Origin of the sequence: Pedobacter africanus (genome assembly GCF_040548825.1) — a bacterium.
GTDB lineage: Bacteria > Bacteroidota > Bacteroidia > Sphingobacteriales > Sphingobacteriaceae > Pedobacter > Pedobacter africanus_A.
This window is the reverse complement of record NZ_JBEPSL010000004.1, coordinates 364,184-378,087: the sequence shown is the minus strand read 5'-3', so window position 1 is coordinate 378,087 and position 13,904 is coordinate 364,184. Positions and strand designations below refer to the sequence as shown.

General features: G+C 44.3%; 7 protein-coding genes. 6 read left to right on the top strand and 1 reads right to left on the bottom strand.

Going from position 1 to position 13,904, the window contains the following annotated elements; genetic code table 11:
- The first annotated feature begins 39 nt into the window (after positions 1 to 39).
- The 6 genes from ABIE26_RS21215 (at position 40) to ABIE26_RS21190 (ending at position 13,289) form a co-directional block, all read left to right on the top strand.
- Positions 40 to 3,144, top strand: coding sequence for a SusC/RagA family TonB-linked outer membrane protein (locus ABIE26_RS21215; RefSeq protein WP_409035707.1), 3,105 nt, complete (start codon positions 40 to 42; stop codon positions 3,142 to 3,144).
- 4 nt (positions 3,145 to 3,148) lie between these two features.
- On the top strand, positions 3,149 to 4,810 hold the full coding sequence (locus ABIE26_RS21210; protein WP_310145530.1) for a RagB/SusD family nutrient uptake outer membrane protein: 1,662 nt from the start codon (positions 3,149 to 3,151) through the stop codon (positions 4,808 to 4,810).
- Between the two features lie 41 nt (positions 4,811 to 4,851).
- Positions 4,852 to 7,935 carry a SusC/RagA family TonB-linked outer membrane protein gene (locus ABIE26_RS21205; protein ID WP_310145528.1) on the top strand — a complete coding sequence of 1,028 codons (3,084 nt, stop codon included), beginning with the start codon at positions 4,852 to 4,854 and terminating at the stop codon, positions 7,933 to 7,935.
- Between the two features lie 11 nt (positions 7,936 to 7,946).
- Complete coding sequence (locus ABIE26_RS21200; protein ID WP_310145526.1) at positions 7,947 to 9,686, top strand: RagB/SusD family nutrient uptake outer membrane protein; 1,740 nt, start codon at positions 7,947 to 7,949, stop codon at positions 9,684 to 9,686.
- Positions 9,687 to 9,825: 139 nt separating this feature from the next.
- The gene (locus ABIE26_RS21195; protein ID WP_310145525.1) at positions 9,826 to 11,217 is read left to right on the top strand and encodes a right-handed parallel beta-helix repeat-containing protein; all 1,392 of its coding nucleotides are present in this window, start codon (positions 9,826 to 9,828) and stop codon (positions 11,215 to 11,217) included.
- Between the two features lie 38 nt (positions 11,218 to 11,255).
- The gene (locus ABIE26_RS21190) at positions 11,256 to 13,289 is read left to right on the top strand and encodes a glycoside hydrolase family 2 protein (protein ID WP_354376251.1); all 2,034 of its coding nucleotides are present in this window, start codon (positions 11,256 to 11,258) and stop codon (positions 13,287 to 13,289) included.
- A gap of 7 nt (positions 13,290 to 13,296) precedes the next feature.
- On the opposite strand, the gene ABIE26_RS21185 is transcribed toward ABIE26_RS21190, so the two are convergent.
- On the bottom strand, positions 13,297 to 13,878 hold the full coding sequence (locus ABIE26_RS21185) for a thymidine kinase (protein WP_310145523.1): 582 nt from the start codon (positions 13,876 to 13,878) through the stop codon (positions 13,297 to 13,299).
- Positions 13,879 to 13,904 lie beyond the last annotated feature (26 nt).

The window sequence follows — 13,904 nt, the reverse complement described above, 5'->3', positions numbered from 1 at the left end:
AATAATCCGGACACCTTTACAACAGCCAAATAATTTTTGATGCCCATCATCAATAACTTAACTAAACAAATTATGATGAAATTTTACTTAAAAGCATTGGGACCGTATGCATACGGAAAGTTCTTATTTACAGGACTGCTGTTTGTTGTACTTGTTCCCATTTTTTCCTTTGCCCAGGTTGAAAAACGTGACAAAGGAACGGTTAGTCCGGTGGTAACCCCAGGAGTGCTGAGCGGCCGGCTGACAAATATCTACGGAGAGCCGCTCTTTGGGGTGCAGGTCAGAAACAAGTCGGGTAGCACTGCTGTAACCTCAGATAGCAAGGGACAATATTCTTTGCTGATCGATTCGGGCGAGGTCGCTGTTTTCTCTTTAAAGGGATATCTTACAAAAGAGATAAATGTTTCAGGAGGGAAGTTCGATCTGGTGCTTATAGAGTCGGAAAAACCGCAAAACAGTGTTTATCGTTTGTATGATACTCAAAGCAGGTCTTCGAGCATTTTATCTACCGAAAGTGTATATGCCAGGGATTTGCTCAGTTCACCAGTCACGGCTGTTAATAATGCACTGACCGGGAGAATGTCTGGACTAAGTACCCTTCAGTCAACCGGTATACCCGGTCTGGATGCTTCAAACTATTTTTTAAGGGGACAGTCGCCAACGATCCTGATCAATGGCGTACCCAGAGATGTGAGTTCAATAGACCCGGAAGAGATCGAATCTGTTACCGTTCTGAAAGACGCCCTTGCTACTGCAATGCTTGGCGTTCGGGGATCGGGTGGGGCGATACTGATCACAACCAGAAAAGGCGAGGTTGGTAAACAAAAGATTTCCTTCACCGCGCAACGAGGGCTGCAAACACCGATGCGTATGCCTAAACCCTTAAATGCCTTTAATTATGCTACGTTATATAATGAGGCTTTGGTTAACGATGGGAAAGCACCTGTTTACACTGCCGAAGATCTGGAAGCTTACCGGAACGGTTCAGATCCGATGGGACATCCCGATGTAAACTGGTATAAAGAGATACTACGGAATAATGCTCCTTTTACCCGTTACAACCTTCATACTTCGGGCGGGGGAAACAGTGCGCGTTACTTTGTAGGTGTAGATTATCTGGATCAGAAGGGGCTTTTAAAGACATCTGATGAGAATACCTACAATACCAATTCAGATTTCAAAAGATACATCGTACGTACCAATATAGATGTTGACCTGACCAGCAACCTGATGCTCAACCTGAACCTGTTTGGGAGGATTGAAAATGGTACTGCTCCGGGGGGAAGCGGCGTTGCTACTTTCAATGGAAGATCTGTAAACCTGGGCATAAATACGATTTTTGCTTCGCTGGCTACTACACCTAATGGCGCCTATCCTTTGTTTAATCCGGATGGCTCTTTAGGAGGCAATAAGGATTACCAAAGAAACATTTACGGACAAAGCGTGCGCTCGGGTTATACTTTGAGTTATTCCAGGGAAATGTCAGCAGACCTGTCTTTAAAAAGGGACCTGAAAGATGTGCTCAAGGGCTTGTGGGTAAAAGGTTTTGTGACCTTTAACACCAACCTGGCGGAGGTGACCCCGCGGGGAAAAACGTTTGCTGTTTATCAGGGTAAAAATGACCCTGCTGGTATTACTTACCAGCGTTTTGGTACTGATGGAACAATTAATCCTGGTACCAGTACCAATACCTATCAATACAAAAACCTCTATTCTGAACTTTCTGCAGGTTATGACCAGTCTTTTGGCGGGCATCACATCAAAGCCTTAGCTACAGCCAACATTCAGTCTATCAGTATTTATAGCGATTTGCCGCTGACTTACAAAACCCTGGGCGGAACATTTTCATACGATTACAAAGCAAAATACCTGGCAGAGGTGGTGATGAACTATAGCGGACTGAACCGCTATCGCGATGGCAAACGTTATGGCTTCTTTCCTGCTGCCGGCTTGGGTTGGAACATAGCAAAAGAAGACTTTATAGCAAATCATGTAAATTGGCTCACTACCTTAAAATTGCGCAGCAGTTATGGCCGGACGGGAAATGCCAATGCAGGCTATTTTGTTTACAATCAGTATTTTGCTGATGGTGAGGGTTATTATTTCGGAACCGGATCGGGTACCTTCGTTTTTTCTGTAGGAGAGCAGACCTTAGCTAATCCGAATGTAACCTGGGAAAAAGCGGATAAATTTAACCTCGGAGTTGATTTTGGATTGTTTCAGGATAAACTGACGCTGACTGCAGAGTATTATAACAACAAGTTTTTTGATTTACTGCAAACCAGGGGAAAAAATACCAGTATTATCGGAAACACCTTCCCCCTGGAAAACATTGGAAGAATCAGGTATAAAGGGATTGATCTGAATGCGGCCTATCGTGATCATGTTAAGAATTTCAATTATTTCATTGCCGGAAATGTAACATCCAACAACAATGTCATTGAGTATAGTGATGAGGTGCGGAGAGAATACGATTGGATGAAAAGAACCGGGCAAAGGACAGACCAAACCTTTGGATATATTGCAGAGGGCTTCTATCAGAATGCAGCAGATATTGCAAACAGTCCTAAAACAGAAGGCTATAATCCTGTTCCGGGCGACATCAAATACCGGGATTTGAACAAAGACGGGATCATTAACCAGTTTGATGTAACCGGGTTGAAAAATAAAAGACCGATTATTTATTATGGATTGAACTTTGGGTTTGACTACAAGGGCTTTGATTTCAGTGCTTTGCTCCAAGGTGCACAAAACCGTAATGTGTATGTAAACGGCCCTACCCAATGGGAATTTCAGAGCGAAGGGAAAGGACAGGCCTTTGAACAGCATCTGAACCGCTGGACTCCTGCAACTGCAGCAACAGCTACCTATCCGCGTCTTTCAGTTGGAAGCAACCCGAATAACCAGGCCAGTTCCTCTTTCTGGCTGCGTTCGGGCAATTATATGCGGTTAAAAAATATGGAACTGGGCTATTCCTTGCCTTCGCGACTGGCTGCAAAGGTTAAGCTGGCATCGATCCGTGTTTTTGTAAATGGAATGAACCTTTACACCTTCTCGGAGACAAAAGACTACGACCCGGAAACCTTTGGTGTTGCCTACCCGGCACAAAGAATTGTTAACGCAGGAATCAACATTAAACTTTAATCCTATGAAACATTTTATATACATCTTATTGGGCGGATTATTGTGTTTAACCGCATGTAAGAAAAATAATATTGAAGAAGTCCCGCTGGAAAGATGGACCGAGGATCTGATCTTTGATACAACAGATTCATTGGGCAATTACGCCAAGAATTTTCTTAATGATACCTATACTTTACTTCCTACAGGTTACAACCGTATAGGCTCAAATTTTGCAGGATTGTCTACCAATGATATGTTGGATGCCGCCACCGATGATGCCATTTCCTCAAGGGCTTCGAGTAACATAGAGTCTTTTACAAACGGAAGGATCAGTTCTTTCAGTGTGGTAGACGATGCCTGGGACAAAAATTACAGGGGCATCAGAAAAGTCAATATTTTCCTGGCCAATATTGGAAAGGTGCCTTTTCTCAAAACTATGATTGCCGAGAAAAACTACTGGATAGCCGAAAGCCGGTTTTTGCGGGCCATGTTTTATTTTGAACTTTTTAAACGTTACGGTGGTGTTCCACTGCTTGGAGATCGGATACTGACAATCAATGATGATTTGGCAATTAAAAGAAATGCTGCAGAGGAATGCAGTCAGTATATACTTTCTGAACTCGAAGCAGTAAAAGACCAGCTCCGGCCTAATCCGATTCAGGACGCAGATTTAGGCCGGGTTTCCAAGGCTGCTGCACTGGCGTTAAAGTCGCGGCTTTTATTGTATCTGGCTAGTCCATTATACAACAGCAACAACGATCCTTCGAAATGGCTTGCGGCGGCGAATGCAGCGAGAGACCTGATGACGCTAACGAACACCATTGGATTGGAAAGTTCTTACCTGAATGTGTTTACTACCCGTAAAAACAAAGAAGTTATTCTGGCTTTTCAGCGTACACCAGATATTTCTGTTGAGCGGAACAATGCGCCAATCGGATATACAGATGCAGTAGCCAGCAACGGCCTGACCAGCCCGACACAGGAATTGGTAGATGCTTTTGAAATGAAAAACGGAAAAGCAATTACTGATCCGACATCGGGCTATAGTGCGTCAAACCCATACTTTTCGCGTGATCCGCGTTTTTATCATACAATTTTCCACAACGGAATGATCTGGGTAAAACGGGCCGTGGAAACCTTTGAGGGGGGCTTGGATAAACCGGGCGGCATTGTTACACAAACCCGTACAGGTTACTATGCCAGGAAGTTTATGGCCGATTTCTCCAATGCGACAACTTACAGTAATCAGACGCACAACCCCATTATTTTTCGTTTTGCAGAGACCCTGTTGAATTTTGCCGAGGCACAGAATGAATATTCCGGGCCAACGGCAGAGGTAAAAAAGGCAATTGAAGATATCAGGCAACGGGCAGGATTGGTACCTTTTACATTGGCTGCAAATCTTACAAAGGACCAGATGAGAGAAGTGATCCGTCATGAAAGAAGGGTGGAGATGGCTTTTGAAGAGCAACGGTTCTGGGACATCAGAAGATGGAAGATTGCTGAACAGGTGATGAATGGAAAACTGCATGGAATGAAAATTATACGTACAGCTCCAGGGGTATTTACCTATACACCGGTTGAAGCGGCAACGGTAACATTTGATGCAGGAAAAATGTACAGTTATCCGATTCCTTACAGTGAGATCACTAAAAACACAAATTTAATCCAAAACCAGGGCTGGTAGGTCATATGGTTCTCTGGAAATAAACTAAACGAACAAAGGTTATGCAAAGAATTATATATATCACACTTGCAATGGTTTTCTTCGGGCCGGGTATTTTGCTGGCGCAAACCAAAGTGATAAAAGGATTGGTCAGGGAAAGCGGGGGACCGATGCCTGGTGCCACTATTAGTGAAAAAGGGCTTCCCAACAATGGGGCCCAGACCGGGGCAGACGGGGGGTTTCAGTTGACACTCAAGGGTGGCAGTCAAACCATTATCGTAAGGAGTATAGGTTTTATTTCTCAGGAAGTAAACGTTGCTGGTAAATCGGAAGTAAATGTTACCCTTACGGTTGATGCCAAAGGACTTGAAGAAGTAATCGTTGTGGGTTTTGGTAAACAAAAGAAAATTACCAATACCGGGGCAGTGAGTTCCATTAATGCTGCTGAAATCCGGCAAAATCCAACAGCCAGTGTCCAGAATACCCTGGCTGGCAGATTACCGGGCTTCTTCTCTCAGCAGAGAAGCGGCCAGCCGGGCAAAGATGGTGCAGATTTCTTTATTCGGGGGGTCAGTAGTTATACTCCCGGACAACGCCCCTTGATTATTGTAGACGATATTGAATACAGCTACTCTGACGTTGCCCAACTCGATCCGAATGAGATTGAAAGCATCTCCATTCTTAAAGATGCTTCCACAACTGCAATTTATGGTGTTAAAGGCGCAAACGGAGTAATGGTAATTACCACCAGAAGAGGTGTAGCCGGAGCACCCGTGATTAATTTTAAATCTGAATTGGGATTACAGCAAAAAACATTTACCCCTAAATTTTTAGGTTCTTATGAAGCCGCTTTGCTGACCAACGAGGCCCTGGTAAACAGTGACCAGACCAAGCGTTTTACAGACAGGGACCTTGAACTTTTTAAGGACGGCAGTGACCCCTATGGACATCCTGATGTAGACTGGTTTAAGACACTTATGAAGCCAACTTCGCTGATTTCAAGAAACAATCTGGATATTTCTGGTGGTACGGAGAGTGTCAAGTATTTCGTTTCATTAGGCTATTTGTGGCAAAACGGAGCGTTGAGAGATTTCAGCAAAAAAAGCGAAGTAAACAATACTCATTATTATAAGCGTTACAATTTCCGGTCAAACCTGGATATTCAGGCCACCAAAACACTAAATTTCAGGCTGGATATGACGGGCCGCTTTGGCGAAACAAACGAGCCGATCACGAATAGCCCTAACTCAAATGGACTTATCGGTGAAATCTATAGCTTTAATTTTTTGCCCCCCTTTGCCTATGCGGTATATAATCCGGATGGCAGTTATGGAACCAATGCCAGTTTAAGTGGTGTAAACGTGGTAGGAAGGATAGCTACACAGGGTTATAACCGAAGTTTTGACAATGACCTGAACATCACTTTCGGGGGAACGCAGAAACTGGACATGCTTACCCAGGGCTTATCAGCAAAGGCATTGATCTCGTATGCCAGTTCGCAGACGAATACCAGGGGCCTGGCAAGGACCAGCACAAGCTTTCCGATGTATTACTACAACCAGGAAACAGGAACCTATACCCCTAAAGATGCCACCATTTACCGGATACCAGCCTATAACCTGAGCCGTTCAGCAGGAGGTGTTTCCAGAACTACCAATGTTCAGGCTTCTTTGAATTATGATCGCAATTTTGATGCCCACCGGGTATATGCATTGGGGTTATACAACAGGAACAGTTATATCGAAAATGACAATGGTAAGGCAGGATCAAGTTTGCCTACAAACTTCAGGGGTGTTACCCTAAGGGCCGGATACGATTATAAACAAAAGTATATGCTGGAATTTAATGCAGCGCGAAACGGTACCGATAAATTTGTTGGCAAAAAACGCAATGGCTGGTTCCCGGCAATATCTGCCGGATGGAACATTGCCGAAGAATCCTTTTTCAAAAAGAACATTCCGTTTATCAACCTGTTTAAAGTCAGGGGATCATATGGTTTAGTTGGCTCCGATAATATCGGTGATGCAAAGTTTGTATATGATCAGGTTTATACCAATAGTGGTAGCTATTCTTTTGGACAGCAACACAACAGCTATGCCGGGATACTGGAGGGGACCCTTGGCAATGATAACGTGACCTGGGAAAAGGAGAAGAAAGCAGATGTGGGATTGGATATGAGTATGTTTGAGGGAAAGTTTACGGTTACAGTAGATTATTTCAACAACAACAGGTTTGACATCCTGACCAGCAGGGCAAGTGTTCCCCTTATTGTTGGTATCGGTCTTCCTCCTGTTAACCTGGGAAAGGTGAATAACAGGGGCTGGGATGGCGAACTGAACTACAGGGACAATATTAACAGCTTCCAGTATTTTGCCCGCGCAACCTTTTCATACGCCAAAAATAAAATTGTTTTCAGAGATGAGGCAAATCCGAGATATCCATGGCTGGCAAGAACCGGTCAGCCTGTGGGCCAGGGTTTTGGTTATGTGTTTGAGGGGTATTACCAGAATGCGGATGATATAGCAAACAGCGCCAAGCCGACCACAGCCATCAAGCCCGGCGACTTAAAGTACAAGGACCTGAACGGAGATGGAATCATTGACGCATTGGACCAACGGCCGGTAGGGAGCCCGAACTTACCAAGTACCACGATGGGCTTAACCCTTGGTTTTAATTACAAAGGTTTTAGTTTCAGTGCATTGTTGCAAGGCTCGTACGATTACTCCATGTATTTTGCTTCGGAAGCCATTGAGGGCTTAAGTTCTAATTTTCAGCCCATACACAAACAATCCTGGACACCTGAACTGGGCAATAAAGCAAAACTTCCTTTACTGGGAACCAATAGTACCATCAGCCGTGCAAACGTATCTTTATCAGATTTCTGGTTAGTAGACGCCAAGTACTTAAGGCTAAAAACCATGGAGGTAGGGTACCAGTTGCCGGTTCAGTGGACAAAGGCTATTGGTTTCAAGGGTATCAGGATATATGCAAACGGGTATAACCTGCTAACCTGGACAAATGTAAACAAGTTCTATCAGGCAGATCCCGAGTCGGTTAATGCGTCGGGTGGAATCATCAATACCGGTGCAATTACTGCATATCCTAATCAACGCATCTATAATTTCGGTGCTAACTTTTCATTATAATGAGTAAGACCATGAAAAAAAATATATACTTTATAATGGCAGTGCTCCTGTTGGGAGTCGGGGCCTGTAAAAAAGGAAGTTTTCTTGACGCCAAACAACCTAGTGACTTAAATGAGGAATCTACTTTTACAGATAGCGTGCGGACTATTGCCTTCCTCACACGTTCTTACGTGGATGTGGGCTTTAACTTCGACGCCAACCGCTGGGAAGGTGGCGGGCACCCGGTATTGGCAGATGAGGCCATCCCTGTTCGTTTTACGGGGCCACAGAACGATGCGATATTAATGGCCAGCGGAGCGCTTTCTGCCTCCAGTACCAATGTTGCCAAGCAGGCACAGGTATTGAATAACTGGAAAACGCCCTGGGAAAACATAAGAAGGGCCAACGTTTTTCTTTTAAATATTGGACGTAGCCCTTTAAGTGAGCGCTTAAAGAAACAATTGAAAGCTGAAGCCCGTTTCCTGAGGGCCTGGTATTATTTTCAGCTGGTAAAAGTGTATGGCGGGGTCCCTCTGATAGGGGATGCAACCTATACGGCTACTGATAACATTGATCTGACCCGTTCTAATTATGGCGACTGTGTAGATTATATTGTAAAGGAGTGCGAAGCGGCTGCAGTAGACCTCCCCTCGTTCAGTGAGCAGCCACAGCAGGACTATGGCCGCATTACCAAGGGAGCTTGTATGGGCTTAAAGTCGAGAATGTTATTGTATGCTGCCAGTCCATTGTTTAACGGAGGGGGGATTGCCACTGATGCAGCGCTGAAGAATATTGCCGGCTATGCTACAGCAGATCCGGAACGCTGGAATAAGGCCGCGCAGGCAGCAAAAGAGATCATCAACTCAGGCAGCTATGCTTTGATGGAGGATAATGTAACGCGGATGGGCTATGGATTTTACAATGTGTTTCTGAAGCGTTACAATAATGAGTACCTTTTTGCTGCAATGAAGGCCCCAAACAGGGAATATGAAAATAATCTGCTGCCTACTTCAAGAACCGGAAGCGGTAAGTCGAGTGCGCCGACCCAGCAGCTGGTGGATGCTTTTGGAATGGAAAACGGATTGCCAATAACCGATCCTGCTTCAGGATATAACCCTAATGATCCCTATGTTAAAAGGGATCCACGTTTTGGAAACAGCATTATTTACAATGGCTCCAGGTTCTTTCTGGCCAGTAGCAATGCCATGGTGGCCGTTAATACTTTTGTAGGTTCGAGTCCGGACGGACCAGCTGCTACAGGACCGATCAATATTCCGGGTTATTATTGGAGAAAGATGATGATTGAAGATGGTTCAGGAAATACCGAGCGCTGCTATCCTTTAATCCGTTATGCTGAAATTCTGCTCAATTATGCAGAAGCATTAAATGAATACCAGGGTCCCACAGCTGAAGTATACAATGCCCTGATCCAAATCAGGAAGCGGGCTGGCATATTGCCGGGATTAAATAGCAGTTATGGATTAAAGAGTGGCATTACCAAGGACGAGATGCGTTTGGTTATTCAGAATGAGCGCCGGGTAGAACTTGCACTGGAAGAGCATAGGATATGGGATGTAAGAAGATGGAAAATTGCGGAAGTAACAGACAATGTAATGTTAAAAGGAATGAAAATCACAAAAACAGGGAATAATTTCACCTATGAAGTGATAGATATCAAACCGCATGCATTCAGACCGGCATTTTACCTGTTCCCTATCCCTGAGTCTGAGATTGCAAAATCTCCGAAACTGGTACAGAACCCAGGTTGGTAATCACAATTCCCCCTCCGGATATATCGAAGGGGATGCTAACTTAGCGTAAAATTGAATGAATCTGATGGTTTTATATAAAGAAATGGCAATGACAAGAACGATGCTACTTAATTTTTTATTGCTGCTTTGCAGTTTAACAATGCCTGGAATACTAAGTGCAAATGATACTGTTGCGGCAAATAAATACTACGTAGATCCGCAGAATGGAAATGACAATCAAGAAGGGACATCGGTAAAACGGCCATGGAAAACACTGCAAAAAGTGAATGCGCAGGTTTTTAATCCCGGCGATCAGGTGCTTTTTAAGCGCGGAGGCAAATGGCAGGGACAACTGGTGCCTCAGGGTTCGGGAACTCAGGAAAAACCTATTGTTTTTGGGGCTTATGGTAAGGGCGCTTTGCCTGTTATTGCTGCTGAGGGTAAGTTTACTGATGCCGTGCGGATAAAAAACATCAGCCACCTGGCCATTGAGTTTCTGGACATCTCCAATTTTGATGCAGGCGTCAAAGAGCAAAAAACAGGGCCAACCGGGGTCCGTATTCTTTCTGAAGATATAGGTACCATTTCCAATATCCGCCTGTCAAATTTGTTTGTGCACGACATCAATGGCGACAATAAAAAAGGCAGTAAAGAGGGCCACGGAATTTTTTGGGACTGCCAGGGGCCTAAAGCAAGCAATATAGAAAATCTGCTTATTGAAAACTGCAGGCTGGAACGTGTGGACCGTAATGGGATCCGGGGAAACGGAACCTTCGGCTTCAGGAACAATTGGTTCCCGAACAGGAACCTGACAATCAGAGGCTGTACTATCTCAGACATAGGCGGAGACGGAATTGTGATCAAAGCTTTTGACGGTGCTTTAGTAGAGCATAATAAATTGTTTTACATCCGGACAAGAGCAAAAGACAACGCGGTAGGGATATGGCCGCACAGCAGCGATAATACGGTAATTCAATTTAATGAAGTAGCCTATACCCAAAATGATGATTGGTCAAACGACGGTCAGTCGTTTGATATTGATGGCAATTGTAACCATACCATTATTCAGAACAACTACAGTCATGATAACGAAGGTGGATTTATGCTGGTTATTTCTGATGCCATAAATGTAAAAAGCAGGATGACCAGGAACAGCATCATCAGAGATAATCTGAGTATAAATGACGGCAATAACCGTAAAAGGCTTTTTAATTTTGCATCTGCTTCAGACAGTACATTGGTTTCCGGTAATGTTTTTTATAACAATTCAAAGGATTCTGTTAAGATAGAATTTGTTGATGTGGAATACAGTGGCCAGAAAAATGTGCTGTTTGAGCGCAATATCATTCATTATACCGGGGCTTCATCTGCGGTTTTTAGTAAAACAGCGAAACAGTATGAACGATTGAGCTGGAAAGAAAACGATTTTAAAGGGAATATCGTGGGTAGGGGAAACCTGCTAAATGTTATTAATGGTGAAACCATGCTTAAAGATAAGAATACCAGAAAATACCCCTGGTCGCTTTTAAAGAAGTTAAAACTTAACAAGTAAAATAATTGAAGAAACAGACGGAAATACAAAATCATATCATGCAGTATAAGAACTTCATTGCCTTTATTCTTTTCCTATTTAGTGGGGTATCCGGATATGGCAGTAATGGCAGGCAGATCCTTCCTTTAAATAAGAACTGGCAATTTTATTTTGCATACAATTTTGAACAAAATATACAAAAACAAAAGGTTAACCTGCCCCATACCTGGAATGCAGCAGAAACGCTAAAGGGTGTAGCCAACTATGACCGTACCTCGGCTATTTACGAAAACACCCTTAACGTAACGGATGCAATGAAGGGGAAGCGCCTGTTTCTGTATTTTGAAGGGGCAAACAGTGTGGCCACGGTATTGCTGAACAACAAATTTGTAGATGAACATAAAGGCGGGTATACCGGTTTTTGTGTGGAAATCACAAATTTTGTGAAGCCGGGGGCCAATGCCCTTACTGTGCAGGTCAGCAATGCCTACCGTTTAGATGTCATTCCCCTGCATGGCGATTTTAATGTGTACGGAGGGATTCACCGCCCGGTTTCTTTGATCATTGCAGACCAGGATTGCATCAGCCCTTTGGATCATGGCGCTTCAGGGGTATACATCAGTCAGGAACAAGTGTCTGCGCAATCTGCCAGAATTACTGTACTAAGTAAACTGTCTGTTGGAAATGACCGCGGATTATCATTAAAAACCAGGGTATATGACCGGGAGAAAAACCTGGTTGCATCTTCGGTAGTGAACATTACCGATGTAAACAGCAGGGAAGCCAGGCAGGATATCCGTATTAGTAATCCACGCTTGTGGAACGGGAAGGCTGACCCTTACCTTTATACGGTAGAGGTTTGTCTCTTAAAAAATGACCAGCTCATTGATCAGGTGTCACAATCTTTGGGGTTACGCTTTTTTGAGGTAGACCCTGACAAAGGCTTTTTTCTGAACGGGAAATACCTTGACCTCTATGGTGCGGGCCGCCATGAAGATCTGGCAGGAAAAGGTTCTGCTTTGAGCGATGCAGATCATGATAGTGACATGGAGCTCATTAAAGAACTGGGAGCTACGGCCATGCGTTTAACGCATTACCCACAAAATAAACACTTTTATGATCTGTGCGATCGTAATGGGATTGTGCTCTGGTCGGAAATTCCCTTTGTAGGACCTGGTGGGTATACGGGTGCCGGTTATCTGAAAAATAAAGAACTGGAAGCCAACGCCAGGAAAATGCTCATTGAGCTGATCAGGCAGAATTACAACCACCCCTCCATTTGTTTCTGGGGGATGTTCAATGAACTAAAACTCAATTATGATGATCCGCAGCCTTTTATTAAGGAGTTGAACGCTTTGGCCAAACAGGAAGACCCGGGTAGGTTAACCACACTTGCGTCAAATCTGGAGCCGGAAGAATTTAACGGATTGACCGATCTGATGGGCTGGAACAAATATTACGGTTGGTATGGCGGCAATTTCGATGAAGTGGGGAAATGGGCTGATGATGCACATCGGGTTCTGCCGCTTACCCCAATCTCGGTAAGCGAGTACGGCGCAGGGGCCAGCCCCTTTAAACATACTGAAACGCTCACTAAACCTGCCCCCGCCGGGCGTTTTCATCCCGAAGAGTGGCAGACTGCCTTCCATGAAAAACACTGGGAAGCATTGAAGCAGCGACCATTTGTATGGGGTAAATTTGTATGGGTACTGGCTGATTTTGGATCTTCCATACGCACCGAAGGGGATCACAATGCCATTAACGATAAGGGGCTGGTAACGTACGATAGAAAAATAAAAAAGGATGCTTTCTACTTTTATAAAGCCAACTGGAACCCGGAGCCTATGCTGTACATTGCAGAGCAGAGGAACAACGTCAGACATAACAAAACAGCGACCGTTAAGGTGTTTTGCAATGCAGGAATGGTTAGTTTATGGGTAAATGGAAAGGTTTACCAGAAGAAGAAACCGGACGGTTTGAAAATCATTTTATGGGAGCATATTAAACTGCAGCCAGGTAAGAATACCATCCTGGTAAGGTCTGTAACTGGAGGAAAAGTGTTGGAGGATAGTTGTGTCTGGAACCAGATGTAGCCAAAACTCAGGCCATATCGCCTAAATGAAAACAATGCCTGCACCGGGGCTCATAACTGTCTTTTTCGCCCAGCAGTACCCTGCTTTCGCTGGCGGCGGTTCGGTAGGAATATACTGCCGGACTGCCGCAGCGTACGCAAACTGCATTTACTTTGGTTACCAGTTCGGCAATGGCCATTAAGGCCGGAACCGGGCCAAAAGGCTGACCCTGAAAATCCATGTCCAGTCCGGCAACAATAACCCTGATGCCCTTCTGTGCAAGCTTGTTACAAACTTCGGGCAGGTTATCGTCAAAGAACTGAGCTTCATCAATACCTACCACCTGCGTATTGGCACCTAAAAGTAAAATTGCCGATGAACTTTCTACCGGGGTAGACTGGATCGAATTCAGGTCGTGCGAAACCACCGCAGTTTCGTCATACCTGGTATCTGTTTTTGGTTTAAAGATCTCTACATTCAGTTTAGCGATCTGTGCACGTTTTAAACGCCTTAACAATTCCTCTGTTTTGCCGGAAAACATAGAGCCGCAAATTACCTCAATACTGCCGCAATACTCGCCCCGCCTGTAATTTTGTTCGCTGAATAACATGTTGAATAGGATCTTAAAGCCTGCTA

Excerpts from the sequence above, each read along its gene's own strand:
- ABIE26_RS21215 (WP_409035707.1), top strand. The coding sequence starts at position 40 with ATGCCCATCATCAATAACTTAACTAAACAAATTATGATGAAATTTTAC.
- ABIE26_RS21210 (WP_310145530.1), top strand. The coding sequence starts at position 3,149 with ATGAAACATTTTATATACATCTTATTGGGCGGATTATTGTGTTTAACC.
- ABIE26_RS21205 (WP_310145528.1), top strand. The coding sequence starts at position 4,852 with ATGCAAAGAATTATATATATCACACTTGCAATGGTTTTCTTCGGGCCG.
- ABIE26_RS21200 (WP_310145526.1), top strand. The coding sequence starts at position 7,947 with ATGAAAAAAAATATATACTTTATAATGGCAGTGCTCCTGTTGGGAGTC.
- ABIE26_RS21195 (WP_310145525.1), top strand. The coding sequence starts at position 9,826 with ATGCCTGGAATACTAAGTGCAAATGATACTGTTGCGGCAAATAAATAC.
- ABIE26_RS21190 (WP_354376251.1), top strand. The coding sequence starts at position 11,256 with ATGCAGTATAAGAACTTCATTGCCTTTATTCTTTTCCTATTTAGTGGG.
- ABIE26_RS21185 (WP_310145523.1), bottom strand. The coding sequence starts at position 13,878 with ATGTTATTCAGCGAACAAAATTACAGGCGGGGCGAGTATTGCGGCAGT.